At 40.8% G+C, this 19,444-nt stretch carries 12 protein-coding genes; 3 read left to right on the forward strand and 9 right to left on the reverse strand.

What is annotated here, in order from left to right:
- Positions 1–184: 184 nt before the first annotated feature.
- Complete coding sequence (recG, locus tag HGR01_RS01255) at positions 185–2,674, forward strand: ATP-dependent DNA helicase RecG (RefSeq protein WP_045869934.1); 2,490 nt, start codon at positions 185–187, stop codon at positions 2,672–2,674.
- A gap of 46 nt (positions 2,675–2,720) precedes the next feature.
- On the opposite strand, the gene HGR01_RS01260 is transcribed toward recG, so the two are convergent.
- The 8 genes from HGR01_RS01260 to HGR01_RS01295 all read right to left on the reverse strand — a co-directional run bounded on the left by HGR01_RS01260 (position 2,721) and on the right by HGR01_RS01295 (position 12,623).
- A complete protein-coding gene (locus HGR01_RS01260; protein ID WP_045869935.1) occupies positions 2,721–3,845 on the reverse strand; it encodes an ABC transporter permease in 1,125 nt (374 codons plus the stop codon).
- 174 nt (positions 3,846–4,019) lie between these two features.
- Entirely contained in the window at positions 4,020–4,634 is a 615-nt protein-coding gene (locus HGR01_RS01265; RefSeq protein ID WP_045870124.1) for a hypothetical protein, read from the reverse strand.
- 46 nt (positions 4,635–4,680) lie between these two features.
- A complete protein-coding gene (locus HGR01_RS01270; protein WP_045869936.1) occupies positions 4,681–5,820 on the reverse strand; it encodes an ABC transporter permease in 1,140 nt (379 codons plus the stop codon).
- A gap of 132 nt (positions 5,821–5,952) precedes the next feature.
- Positions 5,953–7,911 (reverse strand): ATP-binding cassette domain-containing protein, encoded by a 1,959-nt coding sequence (locus HGR01_RS01275; protein ID WP_045869937.1) that lies wholly within the window; start codon positions 7,909–7,911, stop codon positions 5,953–5,955.
- Positions 7,912–7,963: 52 nt separating this feature from the next.
- Positions 7,964–8,293, reverse strand: coding sequence for a hypothetical protein (locus HGR01_RS01280; protein ID WP_052335159.1), 330 nt, complete (start codon positions 8,291–8,293; stop codon positions 7,964–7,966).
- 74 nt (positions 8,294–8,367) lie between these two features.
- Positions 8,368–9,636, reverse strand: a complete 1,269-nt coding sequence (locus tag HGR01_RS01285) for an HlyD family secretion protein (RefSeq protein ID WP_045869938.1) — start codon at positions 9,634–9,636, stop codon at positions 8,368–8,370.
- Positions 9,637–10,172: 536 nt separating this feature from the next.
- The gene (locus HGR01_RS01290; RefSeq protein WP_045869939.1) at positions 10,173–11,222 is read right to left on the reverse strand and encodes a hypothetical protein; all 1,050 of its coding nucleotides are present in this window, start codon (positions 11,220–11,222) and stop codon (positions 10,173–10,175) included.
- A 177-nt stretch (positions 11,223–11,399) separates the two neighbouring features.
- On the reverse strand, positions 11,400–12,623 hold the full coding sequence (locus HGR01_RS01295; protein WP_045869940.1) for a P2 GpE family protein: 1,224 nt from the start codon (positions 12,621–12,623) through the stop codon (positions 11,400–11,402).
- Between the two features lie 302 nt (positions 12,624–12,925).
- Between HGR01_RS01295 and pap the strand changes: the two genes are divergently transcribed.
- Complete coding sequence (gene pap, locus HGR01_RS01300; RefSeq protein WP_045869941.1) at positions 12,926–14,434, forward strand: polyphosphate:AMP phosphotransferase; 1,509 nt, start codon at positions 12,926–12,928, stop codon at positions 14,432–14,434.
- Between the two features lie 743 nt (positions 14,435–15,177).
- Here pap and blaOXA read toward each other — a convergent pair.
- Entirely contained in the window at positions 15,178–16,029 is an 852-nt protein-coding gene (blaOXA, locus tag HGR01_RS01305) for a class D beta-lactamase (protein WP_045869943.1), read from the reverse strand.
- A gap of 1,453 nt (positions 16,030–17,482) precedes the next feature.
- Between blaOXA and HGR01_RS01310 the strand changes: the two genes are divergently transcribed.
- A complete protein-coding gene (locus HGR01_RS01310; protein ID WP_045869944.1) occupies positions 17,483–19,411 on the forward strand; it encodes an alpha-amylase family glycosyl hydrolase in 1,929 nt (642 codons plus the stop codon).
- The last annotated feature ends 33 nt before the right edge of the window (positions 19,412–19,444 follow it).

A 19,444-nucleotide genomic window follows, 5' to 3' on the forward strand; every position in this document is an offset into this window, starting at 1 on the left:
TCCGTCCCGCCAAACTTTGTAAGAGAAACAGACCATACCCTACGGGAAGCCTCTTTGCGTCTACAAAATCAACAAAAAGCTTACTCTGTCTTAATTTTGAATTTTGAATTTTGAATTCACGGCGGTACTAGTGTCTTGCCCGATGCCCAATGCCCAATGCCCAATGCCCCATGCCCAATGCCCCATGACTAATGAAACACCCGATTGGATAAGATTGCAAAAAGCCTTAGCTGTAGAGGCGGAACACGGTTTTACAGATTTGATGGGTAGGCAATATCGCTTTAGTGAATTTCTCAGTCTGACTCTGGGCAAGTTTCCTATAGGGTTACCCACAACTGAACGCCGTCGCTGGCAAGAATTAGCGGTGCAATTTGTAAATTATTCTCATTTGGGCTTGGAAGATAGGCAACATTTAGTGGCAGAAACTCGCAGGTATCTGTATCAATTACAGCAAGATAGCGGCAAGCCACAAGAAAATAATGGGGTAGCTGAGGCGCAGCAGAGAAATTATCAATCGAAAAAACAACAGCCTACAACCCCGATTGTGGCTGAAGTGAGTCGGAGACTCGCGCCTAAAATTGACCAAAAACTCAGCGATTTACCAGAAATCGGCATTAGAAAAGCTGACAATTTGGCGCGTCTGGGTGTGTATACTGTACGTGACTTACTTTATTACTATCCCCGCGACCATATTGACTATGCACGTCAAGTAAATATCCGCGAGTTACAAGCGGGTGAGACGGTGACAATAGTCGCAACGGTGAAGCGCTGCAATTGTTTTAATAGTCCGAAAAATCAGAAATTATCCATTTTAGAACTGATACTGAAGGATAACACCGGACAAATCAAAGTCAGTCGCTTTTCGGCGGGTGCAAGGTTTACTAGTCGTGCTTGGCAAGAAAGTTTAAAACGGCGCTATCCGGTGGGTAGTGTGATTGCAGCTTGCGGGTTGGTGAAAGCCAGTAAATATGGCTTGACGCTGGATAACCCGGAATTAGAAGTGTTAGGAAATCCTGGCGATACGATTGATTCTTTGACAATTGGTCGCGTTGTGCCAATTTATGCTTTAACTGAGGGTATAGCGGCAAATATGGTCAGACAAGCAGTTATAGCTGCTTTACCCGCCGCTGCGAATCTCAAAGACCCCTTACCCAGTGGTTTGCGAGATAAATACGGTTTGATGGAATTGAAAGATGCGATCGCTAATATTCACTTTCCCCCAGATAGTGCTTCTCTACAAGTAGCCCGTCGTCGTCTGGTTTTTGACGAGTTTTTCTATTTGCAGTTGAGTTTATTGCAACGACAACACCAAGCAAGGCAAGTCCAAACTAGCGCGATTCTGGCTCCCAAAGGTCAACTATTAGAAAAATTCTACGAAATACTGCCATTTAAACTCACTGGCGCGCAGCAGCGAGTAATTAACGATATTCTCAACGACTTACAACAACCTGCACCGATGAATCGGTTGGTACAAGGTGATGTGGGTTCTGGGAAAACTGTGGTGGCTGTGGTGGCTATTTTAGCGGCGATTCAATCTGGCTATCAAGCAGCGCTAATGGCTCCCACTGAGGTGTTAGCAGAACAGCATTACCGGAAGTTAGTAAGTTGGTTTAACCTGCTGCATTTACCAGTAGAATTACTGACAGGTTCGACAAAAACTGTTAAACGGCGACAAATCCATGCCCAGCTTGAAACAGGAGAATTACCCCTATTAGTTGGCACTCACGCCTTGATTCAAGACCCGGTAAATTTCAGGCAACTGGGGTTAGCGGTAATTGACGAACAGCATCGCTTTGGGGTGCAGCAAAGGGCAAGGTTGCAGCAAAAAGGCGAACAACCTCATGTATTAACAATGACAGCCACCCCCATTCCCCGGACATTGGCATTGACCATACACGGGGATATGAATGTTAGCCAAATTGATGAGTTACCACCAGGACGGCAAAAGATTCAAACTACAATGCTTACAGGTCAGCAACGCAGCCATGCTTACGACCTGATGCGGCGAGAAATTGCCCAAGGAAGGCAAATTTACGTGGTTTTGCCTTTGGTGGAAGAATCAGAAAAGTTAGATTTGCGTTCAGCTGTTGATGAGCATCAAAAGCTACAAGAAAGCGTTTTTCCAGAGTTTCAAGTCGGGTTGCTGCATGGGCGCATGACTTCCGCCGAGAAGGACGAAGCAATTACCAAATTCCGCGAGAACAAAACGCAAATTTTGGTTTCAACTACCGTTGTGGAAGTAGGTGTAGATGTACCTAATGCTACAGTAATGCTCATCGAAAATGCAGAGCGATTTGGTTTATCGCAACTGCATCAATTGCGGGGACGGGTTGGGCGTGGTGCGGCACAATCTTACTGTTTGTTAATGAGTAGTTCTAGAAGCCCTGATGCACAACAAAGGCTGAAAGTGATGGAACAGTCTCAGGATGGCTTTTTTATCTCGGAAATGGATATGCGTTTTCGCGGCCCTGGGGAAGTTTTAGGAACACGTCAATCGGGTGTGCCTGATTTTACCCTGGCGAGTTTAGTGGAAGATGAGGAAGTTTTGATATTAGCGCGACAAGCAGCAGAGAAAGTGATTGAGATAGATGCAACTTTAGAGCGTTGGTATTTGATGAAGGAAGAGTTGAAATATCGATATGAAAGGTTAATGGGTGGGGCGATAATGACTTGATTTTTAACCGCAGATAAACGCCGATTAACGCTGATAAGATGATTGATTAACTCAATTGGCGACGGAATTGGTTGATGCTGATGGATAAGAGTAAGGTGGCAAAAAGAAAAAGTGCGATCGCATTCCACCAAAGTACTTCTAATCCTACACCTTTGAGCAGTATACCTCGCACAATTTCTATATAATGGCGCAAGGGATCTAGTAGAGATACATACTTAAAAAAGATGGGCATACTTTCTATCGGAGAAATTGCACCAGAAAGTTGAATCAAGGGTAAATTGATAAAAAATGATGTCAGCACAACTTGCTGCTGAGTACGGCAAACTGTAGCTAACATTATTCCAATACCAATTCCGACAAATAAATATAGTCCTGATAGGGTTAAAAATAGGAAAAGATTACCACGAAAAGGGACACTAAATACTAATCTGCCTATACTTAAGGCTAAAATTACATCGCCCATTAGCAACACAAATAAAGGCACAATTTTAGCCAATAAAATTTCCCAGGCTTCTGCGGGAGTCATTAATAATTGTTCTAATGTGCCTGTATCTTTTTCTCTGACAACTGTGATGGACGAGACTAAAGAACTAATTAGGGTTAAAACTAATCCTAAAACTCCTGGGATGAAAAACCAACTACTTTTTAATCCCGGATTATAAAGAAAAGTGGTTTGGGGAGTAATTAATGGCGGGGCTTGATTAGATGATAAACGACGGCTAAATTGATTGATCATCTGATTGAGATAACCTTGGGCGATACCTGCTGTATTTGCATCAACTGCGTCAATTAAAATCTGCACTTCTCCAGATTTGTCTTCTGATAAATTACGTTTAAAATCTGGTGGAATAATTAAACCTGCGGTGATTTTTCCTTGGCGTACTTGTTCGCCTAAATCTTGAGCATTGTATAGATATTCTTCTAGGGTAAAAACTTTATTGACTGTTAAAACAGAAACTAATTCTCTACTTTCATAAGTATTGGCATAATCAACTACTCCTAACTTCAAATAATGCACATCTGGATTGAGAGCAAAGCCATACAGTAGCATTTGGATTGTCGGAGGGATAATTAATAATACTAATGTTTCTCGACTCCGTAAGATTTGGCGAAATTCTTTAGTTGCTAAACTCCAGAATCGGCTATTAAATAAGGTTTGAATCCAGTTCATAGTTAGATAGTAGATTTGATTATTTAAACGCAAAGGAGCGCAAAGGTTGACGCAAAGGGTCGCAGAGGTTTTAGATAAGGATTATGAGAATAAGGTATTACGGAGAATTTAATCTTTCCTCTGCGTTACTTTGCGCTTTCCTCTGCGATACTCTGCGTTAAAAATTCTTAAGTTTTAAGTAGTTAGTATACCAATCAAAATATTAATTAATTCGGGTAACTCTTCTGGTACTCGATATAATTTGAAGTCTTCTGTTATCTGTTTTGCTTGAGGATTGTAGATAGCAAAGCGCCAATCTTCACCAGTAGTTACTGCACCATAAAGAATTGGTGTATCTGAGTTGATCCACTGGTCTAGTGCTATTAATTCAACTGCTAATTGTGTGAATCCTCGACTTAAATCTGCTTGCTTGGCTTCAACTACTAATAAGCCTTTACCTTTATTAACGTAATAATCTAGGTAACCTTTTAATTGCTCGCTAACATTAATAGGATACTCAATATTTAATTGCGTTTGAGCAATTTCGCAAACTTCTAAAAGTATAGGTGCAATTATCGCTTGTTTACGCGCATCTTCACTGAGTAGCTTGACGCGTCGGAGATTACGTTCAATTATTCGCTGTAATTCTTCGATGTGGTTGGGTGTAGATTGTGCGATTGGTAATTGTAAGCGATCGCGTTCATAGTTACAACCTAATTCAGCTAAAATATCTTCTGGAGAAAAGGGTAGTTCAAAATATTTGCTGAAGGTATAACTCTGTCCGGGTTGAATAATTCGAGGGCGACTCATAATCATACAAAAATCTGAGTTTTTCAGGCATAATCGGCAGTGTGAGCTAATCTGGAAGTTGCATTCGCTTTAAAATGCGACGTGCAATATTAAATAATAATAATCCTAAAATAATTAGCATTACTATAGAAAACCAAACACCTACCCAGCCAGTACCGCGCACGTAGGCATCACGGGTAATTGTAATATAGTACCTAGCGGGAATGATTGCAGAAAATAGTGAGAGGGGAAATGGTATATTACTGAGAGGATAAATAAAGCCCGATAGTAATAAGGCTGTCAGGAATCCCAATAAGGCTACAGCTTGAACTGCAGCATTTTGGTTAGGGACTCGCACGCCAATAAATAAACCAAACATCACACTATCTATTAAAAATAGTAGCGTTCCTATTAATAAAGAAGTTGGTTCTACTACCCAAGATAATTGCCAAATTATGGCACTAATCAGCATAATAACTATGGCTATACAGATGCCAATTAGTAGGAAAGCTAAACCCTTCCCTAATAGCAATTCTTCGGCAGTGAGACTGGAGGCGTAAACTTGTAAGATTGTGCCTTTTTCTTTTTCGCGTACCATAGCAACTGCTGTTAATAATGAGGGATAAATCCACAAAATAACAGCATAAATACCAGGTACGATGTACAAAGATTCTTTTCTCCCAGGATTGAACCACAGGCGGATATGAGTAATGATTTTATCAAATGCAGGTTGCAAACCAGAATCTCTTAAGAAAAATATTGTGGTGGCTTGAATACTATTTTTAATAATTCGGGCATTATTCACATCGGTGCCGTCTACTATAACTTGGACATCGGTACTTAAACCGGATTTGATGCGACGGCTAAAATCTGGAGGAATGACGATAGAAGCTTTCGCCAATCCTTGATCAATGGCTGTTTGAGGATTGCGAATTTCTGGACTTTCCTTTGCAGGGAAAAAAGGAAATCTAGAATTATGAATATGTTCAAATTGATTAGTAGCAAATAAGCGCTCAATATAGCTACGACTGAGAGGACTATTATCAAAATCTTGAATAAATAACGGAATATTTTTCGATTCCAGCCGAATCACAAAACCAAAAATAATTAAGGTAATTAATGGTAAGAGAAACGCCAGCGCTAAAGAAAGGCGATCGCGCCTAAATTGTGCTAATTCTTTGCGACATTGGGAGAGGATTCTTTTCATGGGTCATTTGTCATTTGTCATTTGGTAATTGGTAATGGGTAATTGGAATTTCTCCCCTTGTCTCCCTCATCTCCCTCATCTTCCTCATCTCCCTCATCTTCCTCATCTTCCCAGTACCCCAGTCCCCAGTCACTAATCCCCAGTCCCCCCTATACGCTGTACTATGCCAATGAAAGCATCTTCGAGGGAGAAGGGGATAGAGCGTAGGGAATGAATATTGATACTATTATTTTCGAGAGTTGAGCGAATATCGGGAATTTCGGAGTCGGGATAGTCGAGAACTAGGTGGAGGCGATCGCCAAAAATTGAGACTCGCCATGCTGCTAATTGTGTTTTCAGTAAATTAGAGGCTGTTTGCGTTTTATCTGTGACTATCTCGATTAATTGTCCTGGTTGCGCGGCTTTAATTTCGCTGGGTGAACCTTGAACTACTACTTCACCTGCTACCATAAACCCCATGCGGTTACATTGTTCGGCTTCTTCTAAATAATGGGTTGTCACTAGTATTGCTGTACCGGATCTGGCAAACTCATTAATTAAGCGCCAAAATTGACGACGCGCTAAGGGGTCTACTCCTGATGTGGGTTCGTCTAAAAATAAAATTTCTGGTTCATGCATTACGGAAGCACCAAAGGCGACGCGTTGCTTCCATCCTCCTGGGAGTTGTCCGGTGAGCATATTTTCTCTACCGACTAAGCCACAAGTCGCCAATACCCAATCAATTTTTCTGCGGCGTAATCTTCGAGGTACGCCGTAAACTCCACAATAAAATTCGAGATTTTGGATAATACTTAAATCATCGTAGAGTGTAAATTTTTGGCTCATGTAACCAATGCGTTGTCGTAAAGCACTACTACGTAAATTTTGAGTTTGTCCCGCTAAGGTAATATTTCCTGATGTTGGTTCTAATAAGCCACAGAGAATTTTAATTGTAGTTGTTTTACCTGCGCCATTTGCGCCTAATAATCCATAAATTTCGCCATAGCGAATTTCTAAATCTACACCTTTAACTGCGACAAAATCCCCAAAGAATTTTCTTAAATTATTCGCACCAATCGCCACATAATCAAAATTATTTACCCTATCACCTATCCCCAGTCCCCAGTCCCCAGTCACTTTTTTAGTACGTGGAAAAGGAATAAATTCAGGGTCGTTTCCAGATGCACGTAACCGGGTGACAAAAACGTTTTCTAGGGTTGCATCTGCAGCTTGAATATTGTCTAGTTGTAATTTGTTTTGTGTAAAAATTTTCTCGACTGTGGCTTGTGCTTTAACTATGTCTTTTGCTAAGACATCTAACCTATCGCCAAAAGTTTGGATATCGACAATTGAGGTTTGAGTATTATTGCTGGCTTCATGTAATACTTTCTCTGCGGCTTCTATGTGATTGGTGCGAACTTCTAAACGTTGTAAACCTAAGCTTTCACGCAACTGCGAAAGCGTACCAACTTGCTGAATTTCCCCCTCATACATTAAAGCAATGCGATCGCATCTCTCGGCTTCATCAAGATAAGGTGTCGCAACCACTACAGTCACACCTTCCGCAGCAATCGCCGCTAAAACATCCCAAAATTCCCGCCGTGATACGGGATCAACACCTGTCGTCGGTTCATCTAGCAACAAAATTTCTGGTTGAGAAATCAACGCACAACATAACGCCAACTTCTGCTTCATCCCACCGGAGAGACGACCCGCCAAGCGATCGCCAAATTTCTCCAAACTCATTAATCGCAGGTATTTATTGCGACGCTGTACAAAAACATTCTCAGGAACTTCACGCAAGCCAGCGCTATAACGGAGATTTTCATCAATGCTGAGGTCAAGATACAAAGAAAATTGCTGTGTCAGGTAACCAATAGATAAACGTGCATCCCGGGGAAGCTTACCTAAAATCTGGATATTCCCACCTGATGCTTCCATCACCCCACCCAAAATGTGAAATGTCGTAGTTTTTCCCGCACCATCAGGGCCAATTAAGCCAAAAATCTCACCCTGCTTGACAGCAAAATCAATCCCCCTAACAGCAACTAATTTGCCGTAGCGTTTTTGTAAAGCCTCCACTTGAATTACGACACATTTGTCATTTGTCATTTGTCATTTGTCATTTGTCATTTGTCATTTGTCATTGGTCATTTGTCATTTGTCATTGGTAATTAGAGTCCAGAATTGTAGAGACGCGATTCATCGCGTCTTTACTCAAGCGAAAAGGTGCAACTGTTAGGTTCAAAGCCGCAACTTCCAAGCAAAAAGCTGCAAGTTCCAAGCAAAAAGGTGCAACTGTCGGGTTCAAAGCCGCAACTTCCAAGCAAAAAGCTGCAACTTCCAAGCAAAAAGCCGCAAGTTCCAAGTAAAAAGGTGTAACTGTCACGCTCAAAGGTACAACCTCCGAGCAAAAAGCCGCAATTGCCAGGCTCAAAGCCGCAAGTTCTAAGCAAAAAGCCGCAACTGTCAGCCTCAAAAGCTCAATTGTCAAGCTCAAAGGCTCAAACTACATCCTCCCTACCTCACAAATTCTCTTACTTTTGTCTTTCTTCTCCCCTATCCTCTTCATTTCTCTACCTCCGATGAAATATCAATCTCCCCATCTGCCGGCATTCCTGGTTTAGCAAATCCTTCGGGGTTGTCGATGGTAATTTTCACACCAAAGACTTGTTTAACTCGGTCTTGTTGGAAATAAATATTCTCTGGGGTAAAAGAAGCTTGGGTATCAATAGCAGCAACTTTAGCACTCAGGGGTTTTTTGGCTGCTGAGTCTAGAAATATCTTAGCTTCTTGACCGACACGCACTTTCCCAATATCGCCCTGGGGAATAAAACCACGGAGATAGACTGTTTGGGGATCAATTATTGTCAGGAGAGTTTTGCCAGTGGTTACAACTGCACCGGGTTCTACATTCCGGCTGACAACTACGCCGTTAATTGGACTAATGACGTTGAGGTCGGCAATTTTGGCTTTCATTTCCTGCTGAGAGGCTTTAGCATTGGCGACATCAGCTTGGGCGGCGGCGAGTTTCAAGCGAGTTTGCTGCAATTGCGTGTTTAAGCTATTGAGTTGAGTACTGCGAATGGAGGGGTTTAATCCGGTACTTTGAGCTTGGGTTAATTGTCCTTGCGCTGAATTGACTAATTTGCGGAAAGAATCGACAGCTGCTTGACGGGATCTGAGGTTAGCTAAAGCTGTTTCCCAACTGGTTTGTGCTTGATCATATTGTTGCCTAGTTACAGCTCCCTGATTTACCAATCTAGCGTAGCGATCGCGGTTCATTTGCGCCAATTTCAACTCAGATTTGGCTTGTTCTACATTAGCGATCGCTTGATTTAGCTGTGCTTCACTGGAAGCTACTGATGATTCCGCCTGAAAAATCCGACCTTTCGCATCTCCCAAAGCTTGTTTTAAGACCAATTGATTTTCTAAAATTTGACTTTCTAAAATACTAATTTGCAAGCGTGCTTGTTCTTCTTGCTTTTGCATCACATCCACACGCGCCAATGCACCTTTAAGTTGAGCTTGGATCTCTGCGTCGTCTAGCTTGACAATAACTTGATTCTTTTGCACAGTATCGCCTTCGCGTACCGCTACAGACTCAATTCTTCCCGCTACTTTAGCGCCAATATCAGTTTCATAACCTTCAATCCGACCAGTTACCCGCAGCGTATTGGCTTGTGAGTTCGAGGAAATCACATAGGAGGTGAAGATCCCAATACCTGTGAGTAATAAACCTAAAGGTATCAACAAACGAGGAGAAAGTTTGTGTTTGCCTTTAGTTGCTGTCCCAGTGTCAAAAGGTTCTTGAGGAGGTGAGAGTGGCTGCGCCATATATTTTAGGGTTCACAATGAGATTCAACGAGAATGACGATTCTGTCTGCACACAGGTTATAGCAAGTTTTTATCAGATCCGGCTAATACACGTGCCGATGATAGTTTGACATATTACCAACTCAACCACCCAAATTATTCATCATTTGACATCTGAGATATTTTCTTCTATTGAGAAAAGAGCTAATTTCAGCTTACAGAAGAACTTGCTCGTTCCACGCATTTTTAGACTATTGGATAATGCGATCGCTCTTGGCACATTGTCAACCACTTTCAATACTTGTCGGTTAAGGGGAAAAAGGGGAAAGGGGAAAGGGAAATAAAAAACCTTTAATCTTTAAAAAGCAATCAAAATCTGTTTTTTTAAAGAAATATTAGTAGTCCCCACCCTAAAAAATTGACCAATTACCCCTTCCCCCTTCTCCCTTCCCCCTTCCCCCTTCTCCCTTCTCCCTTCCCCCTTCCCCCTTCTCCCTTCCCCCTTCCCCAAATACTTATCCCCCTGCTTTCACTACAGAGGGATGACTATAATTTTGCTAATTAAACTCGATACTTTCTACAAAATCTAAAATCTGTTCTTTAATGTTCTCGATTTCTTCTTCTAAAGGTGCAGGTTTGTCGCCATTTAAAAAGCTGCGCTGACTGCTGACTATATATAAAAAATCCGAATTCATAAAGGTAATTAACCCTCGGTAGGCATCTAATCTTTTAGCATTGCCGTTACTTTCTTGCTTAGAAATTGTTGACCCTTGTGGCATATCAACTAATACGTAGTAAGCACCATCTAAGGCATCTTCTAAATATTCAGCATACTTGATTTCCGAATTGGGTACATTCGCATAAATTGCTTGAGGTACATATTTTTCTACTAAAATTGATTGGAGATATTCTTCCTGTCCGACAGTTTCTATATCCTCCAGGTATTCCGGGAGAAGTGGATAATAATCAATTCGCAATAAAGTCCCTATGTCATCAGAAAAGCCAACTACTCCTTCCTGGCTTTGAATTCTCCCTCCATCCTCTGATTTCACGGGAATGGGAACTGTAAAATTTCCTAAAGGCGATTCATACACCGAGTTAATATAGTCTTCTGGTAAAGTAATTTCCGCTTCGTCATCTGCAAACTCAGCATTTTCTCCTTCTTCAACAGCAGCAATTACCTCTTGAATAATTTCCTGTGCTTCTTCATCTTCTAGATCCAACGCTGCTTGTAATTCTTTAAGATAAGCCTGTTTTGCTGGCGGAATCGTCAATTCTTCGTCTATAAGTACTATGACACCAGCAGCAAACCCATCCAGTACAATATCATCCCCCAAGGCGGCGCTGGCGATATTATACAAAGCGCCGAGTCCATCTGTTTCGGCGATGTCAATTAATCTATAGACGATTTCGGTGATTTCCTCTTCTGCATATTCGTCAAAAACCTCGAAATCCCAGAGGACGCTGGCTAAACTTTCCGCATCCACATCTTCTAGTGAAGAATCTGCGATCGCAGTGATCACCGCGATCGCGGCTACGGCTTCTTCTGGATTCAATACATCTTCTGTGGTTTCTTTTGAGTTAAAAATCTTATCATAACGAGTCATTATTGCTACCTCCAAAAAATAGCTTTCTATTCATCACTGATTAAAAGAGAGAATGGCAAGTTTCGCAATAAAGCGAATCTTCCTTCACGAAGATTCGCCATTGTAGCCATAATTTACTTAAGGTTTATTTAACAACCAACGAATAACTTTTAGTATAAAGTCAGATTTTCTGCTGCCTTATTTTTTTGAGACATATAAAAAGCGATTGGTAATGCTCTCATAGAACTTCATACTAGTCCAGTAAATTAAGTGACCATCAGTTCCCCACTTTGTTTTATCGGTCATTTCCTCATTTTCTAAATTTTCGTAGTAATCTAGATTACCGCTAATTGGGTCTTGCAAGTGAAAATAATTCACCCATTTGAGTTGCTCAAGCTTACAAGTTACTGGATTTTTCGATAAATAGGAAATCTTGCGCGTAAATTCTGGCTTGACGCGGAAAGAATTAAGGTGTTCTAAAATACGTTGTCTAATATATTGCTGTTCTTCTGCAGTTTCGCGGAAGAAAAAAGCAATTTTATCTAAAGGTGAACCAAAAGTAATTAATCCTTTCAGCTTATCAATACCCATATTTGCACTAGATTCCTTATCCAGGCTGGCCTCAATACAGAGAAGATTTAAGGTATCGTAAGCAATACAGCTACCAAGAGAATGTCCCGCAATAATCACTTGATCGTATCTTGCGTGCGGGTCTTGGCTAATTTGTTGCAACAAAGTTAGACAATCTGTAATTACTTGCTGACGAATTCTTTGGTAAGGTGATTTGGGATTAGTTTTAGTGTAGATAGAAACATCACCCACAAAATTAACTAAAGGTGGAGTAATTAGTTGTTTACTAAGTTTCCATGCTGATTGTAAAAAACGTCCTTTGAGCATGGGCCCAGTTAATAACAAAACTAACAAAATTGCTAATCGTAATGCAGGGTAAAGGAAGTTAAATAAACGCAAGAATAAAGTCAGCGATCGCAGTCGGAATTTAAATACACTTTGGCGATGTTGATTATCCAGTAATTTATCTAATAAATCTTTATTTTCTTTACGATTGTAAAACTTAATTGTCCCATCTAATGTTTGTTCCGCCCATTGCAATATCTCAGGTACAGTGGTTTTATTTTCTGTATCAGGTGCCCAATAATATTCATGAACATCAATTAAATCTTGTTCATTGTTAGGAGGACTTAACCTAACAAAGCTTTCTGTCCACGCACCGCCATTAGCTAGTTTACGCCTAGCAATTAAATGTTCTAATTCAGTTGGTAAATTCTGCCCTTGAAAATATTTGAGGAAGTTCTGAGCAAAATAGTCTACAGTTTCATAAGGATTTTGTTCGCCAATCCCATGAATCAGCAAAAAAGCTGTGCGTCCTTGAGGAAACCTCACATTCATCGGTGTTTCAGTCATGCCAATCACCAGTTTTTAGAGAAAAGTTTTACCCTGAGTAGTTGACTTGGATTGGCTATCCACGCCCACTACTGCTTGTATACAGTCTTGAGCAGCAAGGCAGCTGCTATTTATAGTGTCACGAGCCTGAAGCCCAATTCCTTAAATAGTTGTTAATAAATTTATATTTCATTTACTATTTGTAGGTACTCTGGTGTTTTCGGCATATTATCTATAATTCAGCAATCCGTATCCTGAAAAATTCGCAATTCTTAATTAAGAGTTACGAATTACGAATTACGAAATACGAATTAGAAATTATTATGTTAAATACACTAGATTTAAGCCTGACTTTAGAAAAAGCAACTTATAAGTCTGAGATTGACAGACTCATGCATCAACTGCGGGTGTTGCAAACTGCTTGTTGGGAAAAAAAATTACCTGTGATTGTCGTCTTGGAAGGTTGGGCTGCTTCTGGTAAAGGTGGGTTAGTCAAGCAAATGGTATCTTATATTGACCCCCGTGGATTTAAAGTTCATCCCATTTGGGCGGCTACACCCGAAGAACGCCAGTATCCTTTTCTCTGGAGGTTTTGGGAAAAACTACCGCCCCAAGGCGCAATCAGCATTTTTTACCATAGTTGGTATACCCATGTTTTAGAAGACCGTTTATTTGAGCGCGTGTCAAACACTCAAATCCCCACTTTAATGGGGCAAATTAATTCTTTTGAGCGGCAGATGGTAGATGATGGAGTTGCGATCGCTAAATTTTGGATACATCTCAGCCGTAAAGAATTAAAAAGCCGCTTGAAAGAATATGCCAAAGATCCCCTGACAGCTTGGCGGGTACGTAAAGAAGATTGGCAGCAAGAAAAACATTACGAGCGCTATACGGCTTTTGCTGAAGAAATGCTAGTGCAAACGAGTACTGGTAGTTCTCCTTGGACTTTAGTAGAAGGTGATTCCCAACGCTGGGCTAGGGTAAAAGTGCTAACTCATTTAGTAGCTACTTTAACAACTGCCCTAGATCGACTAGAAATTAAGCTTCCTGCGCCGATAATACCGCCACAAGCGCATTTAGAACCCACAGAACCGAATTTACTCGCTCAGGTTGATTTAAACCAAAGTCTTTCCGAAGTAGACTACGAAGAACAATTAGCTAGAGAACAGATACAACTGCGTCAGTTACAGTTAAGCATCCACAAACATCAAATTCCTGTATTAGTGCTGTTTGAAGGTTGGGATGCAGCTGGTAAAGGCGGGGCTATTAAGCGTCTAACAGATATCCTCGATCCCCGGAGTTACTTTGTCCATCCCTTTGCTGCACCTTCAGATGAAGAAAAAGCCCATCATTACCTCTGGCGATTTTGGCGGCGATTACCCACAGTGGGCACAATTGGTATTTTTGATCGTTCTTGGTATGGGCGTGTTTTAGTCGAGCGCGTTGAAGGATTTGCCCTAGAAACCGAGTGGCGCAGAGCCTATCAAGAAATTAACGAATTTGAAGCCCAATTAACTAGTGCAGGTTATGTTGTAGTTAAGTTATGGCTACACATTAGCCCAGAGGAACAACTAAAGCGCTTTACTGAACGCCAAAATGATGTTTTTAAACAGTACAAACTCACCGATGAAGATTGGCGCAATCGCGAAAAATGGCCTTATTACGAAGTAGCAGTTAATCAAGCAATTCAACGTACCACTACCCCAAATGCTCCTTGGACAATCGTTGCTGCTAATGATAAATACTATGCCAGAGTTAAAGTAGTTGAAACTGTGGTGAATGCCATTCAAGCAGAAATAAAACGCCGCAAACGAGCAAATCGTTTTAGTTAAATAGTCCTAGTGTAGGGTTAAGGGGGAAAGGTAAAAGGGTAAAGGGTAATAATACCAATTCAAATAATCTTTGCCACATATAAATTCTTTGTAGGGGCACGGCACCAGTAAGATAATTGAATATACCAAAAGATTTTGGATGCCGTGCCCTAACCATCTGTTGCATAATTTTTTCAAATTGGTAATAATACCAAATCAAATAATGTTTGCGACAAATCAATAATATTCTAGAGGGCAAGGCAATGCCCACCTGTTTTAACTTAAGCTAAAAGCTATATAGGGCGGGCGTTGTACAAATACCTCGCGCCCTCATCCCCTAACCCCTTCTCCCCCGGGAGAAGGGGAATTGAATTTCTTGCTCCCTTCTCCCTGAGGGAGCTACGGTGTACACACAAGTACTATCTACAAAGGTTTCAGGCGTTATAGTCCCCTTAAAATGTCATTACGAGCGCAGCGAAGTAATCACATAATCCCGTGGTTTTTGCGATTGCTTCGTCGTTCCTCCTCGCAATGACTGGCTTCGGGAGCGATCGCACAACCATTAGTTAGATGACGAAACCAAGTACTAGGGGGAATTTCAAGACTTCTGTGTACACCGTAGCCCTGAGGGAGAGGGGCTGGGGGTGAGGGCGAAACCTTGCACAAGTGCGGGTTTTACGTTAAGTTGACACGTATGGGCATTGCCTTACCCCCACAATCTGTCGCATTCTTGTTTCAAATTGGTATTAACTACACAATCTGTCTTATAGCAACCCTAAAGCTTTGAGACTACGCCGAGTAATTTCAATACGAACCGGAGCATCATTCTCATTGCGAATATCAATATTTGTGGCAAAGAAATAAATATTATTATTTTGTTCTAAATATCCTACAAACCAGCCAAAATTAGGAGTAACACTTGTAGCCAAGCCTGTTTTTCCGCGTAGTATATAGTCGGGGGTACTTTCGTAAATCATAATATCTTTGACTAAATCAAAAGTCCGTTGTGAGAAAGGTAAATCTTGGCGCTGGAGACTTTCTAAAAACTCAATTTGTTGTCGGGCTGTAATTTTTAGTGGCCCTTCTAACCAAAATTTATCAATTTGCTCTGGTGTACCAATTTGACGATTTCCATAGCCAACTTGCTGGATAAATTTATTCATCCGTTCGTAACCAATTCTGCGCGCTAGCACTTGATAAAACCAGACTGTAGAATTTTTAAATGCTTGGCGGATATTGGTATCTTGATTCCATCTGGGAAATTGGCGCTGAATACCATCCCAAGTCAACACAGCTACATCATTGGGAATTACCCCAGTTTCTAAGGCGACAAGCGAGTTAAAAATTTTGAAAGTCGAAGCGGGAAGGAACGCTTGTGAATTGCGCGCCGCATTGTGTTCGTAGAATTTTTTGTTGTTGCGATCGTAAATTAAAATAGAACCTTGAATACCCAACTGATTAAATGAGCGTCCCAAGTCAACAGTTGCTGTAAGGGTAGGTTTGGGAATTTCCTGAGAATTTGCAGGTATACTTTGGAAACTGCTAAATCCTAAAAATGTCACTAAGATACCAATAATGATAAGCGGTGCTAGAAAAATTCGGCGCTTGGGAAACATAAATATCTAAACTACGAAACTGATTGACAAACTAGTGTTAGATAATAAAGCAACAGTATTTGTAATTCCAGAAATCGACACTAAGCGCAATTAAACAGCCAAAATGAGTGCATTATGGGAGACAATGAATATCAGAAATCTCAATTGGCTAAAGTCAAATTCAAAAAGTCGGGGATCTAGACAGCACTATATTGCTTGAGTAGGTGCGATCGCACTGGCTATCTTCACTTTTTCTATGACGTTGCAGTGGTGATGCGATCGCCAAGGAAAGCACCATCAAAAATTCTTAACATCCAGCGTACCTCACCAACTTGCCATCTGCTGTATTTATGCTGCGATTTCTGGAAGGAAATACGCAAATGAGAAAGCAATATCTACTTTTATTTGCTAAATATACTGAAATAAGAAAGTAAAAGCTGCGTTTGAATAAGCAATATCTGCTTTTGCTTACTAAATACACTGCAATGAGTAAGCAAAAGCTGTGTTTGAATAAGCAATATCTACTTTTGCTTACTAAATACACTGCAATGAGTAAGCAAAAGCTGCTTTTGAATAAGCAATATCTGCTTTTACTTGCTCAATACACTGCAATGAGAAAGCAATATCTGCTTTTGCTGATTAAATTGTTGTGAGGTGAGGAAAAAAACATGTACTTGGGGTAGGGTGTGTTACGCCGCAGGCTAAAGCACCACCGAAGATTGACGCGGGATTCAATACTGCTCGGTTAAGGATTTTCAACTCGGAATTGGGTTTGGGGAAAAGGTTAAAGGGTAAGGGTTAAAGGTTTTTTCTTGCCCTTTTTCCCCTTCCCCTTTTACCCTTAACCGACAAGTATTGACACGGGATTTAGATACCCAACTTTTTGAAAAGTCGGGTATCTGATCCAGTAAGCCTTATTAAATTTTAAGTTTTCACCTATTAATGTTGTGCTGAATCTGCAAGCAGAATAGAGGTAATAAAAATGCGTTACGCTATCGCTAACCCATCCTACTTAAGTTTCAAAAATCAAATATAAGTTCTATAATAATTCTCCGAACCATAAAAAATATTGAAAAGCGCTCATTTAAATATGAAAGCTTTCTGATTGTATTAATGATTTTTTTTATAAATTTATACATACCTTGGTAAGGGCATAATAATGTTGCATTGCCCATAGGATAATTGATGTTGTCGTGAATTGATATTACGCATTTCAAGAATAATCAAAATCAGCGTTTGCTTCTATACAGCGATCGCTCTCATAAAATGCCTGCTCTGTAGCTATTGATATCCCGAGATATAGAGATTATTCATTTAAGTCATACCAAAGGCATAAGCTGTTAGTAACTGGGGATAGATGCCTAAAGCAGAAATATGATTAGATAATACCCATGTTAGCAGTTACATGAATAAGTTCACCACGACATCTTCTGAAGGCTGCAAACTTTTATTCTCTATAACTTTGATTATTTTTATGGTACAGACTCCCCCATCTCAATTCTCTCCAGAGCAATACAAAGTAGATGCACCCAATCAAGAAGTAGAAAATATTATTCAATCGCCGCCAACAGAGACAGAAATTAATTTAGAATTTCTCTACACCAGGGATATTGAATTTCGCCAAGAAACTATTTACTTTCTCGTAGTTGATCGCTTTCATGATGGCGATCCAGATAATAGCGAAGGAATCAACTCAGAACTCTACGACCCCACAGGGCAAGACTGGGGTAAATACTGGGGTGGCGATTTACAAGGTGTCATTGATAAATTAGACTATTTGAAAAATATGGGAGTAACAGCTATTTGGCTAACTCCTTTATTTGAGCAAGTTGAAGAGTTATTTGTTGGTAATGCTGCCATACATGGCTACTGGACAAAAGACTTTAAGCGGCTTAATCCTCGATTCATTGCTAAAGATGAAAACCCTTCTTTAAACGCTACCCAAGAGACAAAAGATACCACTTTTGACCGCTTAATTGCAGAAATGCATAAGCGCAACATGAAATTAATACTAGATATTGTTTGCAACCATAGCACTCCAGATACTAGTGGCAGTAAAGGTGAATTATATGATGATGGCGTGAAAATTGCTGACTTTAATGATGATGTAAATAATTGGTATCATCACTACGGGGAAGTGCAAAACTGGGAAGATGATTGGCAAGTACAGAATTGCGAATTAGCTGGTCTAGCAACCTTTAATGAAAATAATAGCGAATACCGTGAGTATATCAAGTCATCTATTAAACAATGGCTAGATAGGGGTGTAGATGCTTTACGGGTGGATACTGTTAAGCATATGCCCATTTGGTTTTGGCAAGAATTCACTGGTGATATGTGCAATCACAAGCCAGATGTCTTTATTTTTGGCGAATGGATTTATAGTAGTCCCAGTGACGATCGCTCTGTGGAATTTGCCAATAACTCAGGGATGACAATGCTAGACTTTGGGTTGTGTGTAGCAATTAGAGCTGCATTAGCTCAAGGTTCAGAAAATGGTTTCCATACCATTCAATATATCTTTGACCAAGACCATCGCTATAACGGGGCTACCGAGTTAATTACCTTTATCGATAACCATGATATGTCTCGCTTCCAATCGCTGAACCCAGATCCAGCGATGTTAAAGGTAGCGATCGCTCTCATTATGACTTGTCGTGGTATTCCCTGCATTTATTACGGTACAGAACAATATCTGCATAACGATACCGATGGCGGTAACGATCCCTACAATCGCCCAATGATGGAGAATTGGGATACTGATACAGAAATTTACCGTTACCTCAGATTATTATCTGGTTTGCGGCGATTAAACCCAGCCATATCAATGGGTAGCCACTGGCAAAAATACTTAACTGAAGATGTTTATTGCTACGTGCGCCGTTATCGTGATTCTTTGTGCTTTGTTGCATTGAATCGCGGGGGAGAAGTCACTCTAGAGGAAGTCGAAACAGAATTACCAGATGGCGAACATACTTGTGTGGTTACTCGTAACAAGTATGAAGTCAAAGACGGCAAAATTCACAACTTAGTACTTGCAGAACGGGGAGTGATTGTTTTCAGTCACGTTGGGGAGAGAATCAAAGGACAGACAATTGTCCGCGTACAATTAAACGGCGTACAAACTCAACCCGGTGAAACCATCGTGGTGACTGGCGACTGTCCAGAGTTGGGTAACTGGGATATCAGCAAAGCCTATCCCCTAGAGTACATCAACACCAATACCTGGTTTGCAGAGATTCCCTTTGATGAAAGTACAGGTAAGTTGATTAGCTATAAATATGCTTTATGGCGCGAAGGGCGATCGCCCCTGCGCGAGAATACCGTTCCTCGTCGCTGGGTAATTGCCAAAGAAGGTACTGTGAAGTGGCGTGATACCTGGACTTCAGGAAGAGAATCTTAGGAAAGTTGAGAATGTCCAAGCGATGCCTGCGGC

This window comes from Tolypothrix sp. PCC 7712 (assembly GCF_025860405.1).
GTDB lineage: Bacteria > Cyanobacteriota > Cyanobacteriia > Cyanobacteriales > Nostocaceae > Aulosira > Aulosira diplosiphon.

Excerpts from the sequence above, each read along its gene's own strand:
- HGR01_RS01310 (WP_045869944.1), top strand. The coding sequence starts at position 17,483 with ATGGTACAGACTCCCCCATCTCAATTCTCTCCAGAGCAATACAAAGTA.
- HGR01_RS01295 (WP_045869940.1), bottom strand. The coding sequence starts at position 12,623 with ATGACTGAAACACCGATGAATGTGAGGTTTCCTCAAGGACGCACAGCT.
- HGR01_RS01290 (WP_045869939.1), bottom strand. The coding sequence starts at position 11,222 with ATGACTCGTTATGATAAGATTTTTAACTCAAAAGAAACCACAGAAGAT.
- HGR01_RS01275 (WP_045869937.1), bottom strand. The coding sequence starts at position 7,911 with ATGACAAATGACAAATGTGTCGTAATTCAAGTGGAGGCTTTACAAAAA.
- HGR01_RS01285 (WP_045869938.1), bottom strand. The coding sequence starts at position 9,636 with ATGGCGCAGCCACTCTCACCTCCTCAAGAACCTTTTGACACTGGGACA.
- HGR01_RS01260 (WP_045869935.1), bottom strand. The coding sequence starts at position 3,845 with ATGAACTGGATTCAAACCTTATTTAATAGCCGATTCTGGAGTTTAGCA.
- HGR01_RS01265 (WP_045870124.1), bottom strand. The coding sequence starts at position 4,634 with ATGAGTCGCCCTCGAATTATTCAACCCGGACAGAGTTATACCTTCAGC.
- HGR01_RS01270 (WP_045869936.1), bottom strand. The coding sequence starts at position 5,820 with ATGAAAAGAATCCTCTCCCAATGTCGCAAAGAATTAGCACAATTTAGG.
- pap (WP_045869941.1), top strand. The coding sequence starts at position 12,926 with ATGTTAAATACACTAGATTTAAGCCTGACTTTAGAAAAAGCAACTTAT.
- recG (WP_045869934.1), top strand. The coding sequence starts at position 185 with ATGACTAATGAAACACCCGATTGGATAAGATTGCAAAAAGCCTTAGCT.
- blaOXA (WP_045869943.1), bottom strand. The coding sequence starts at position 16,029 with ATGTTTCCCAAGCGCCGAATTTTTCTAGCACCGCTTATCATTATTGGT.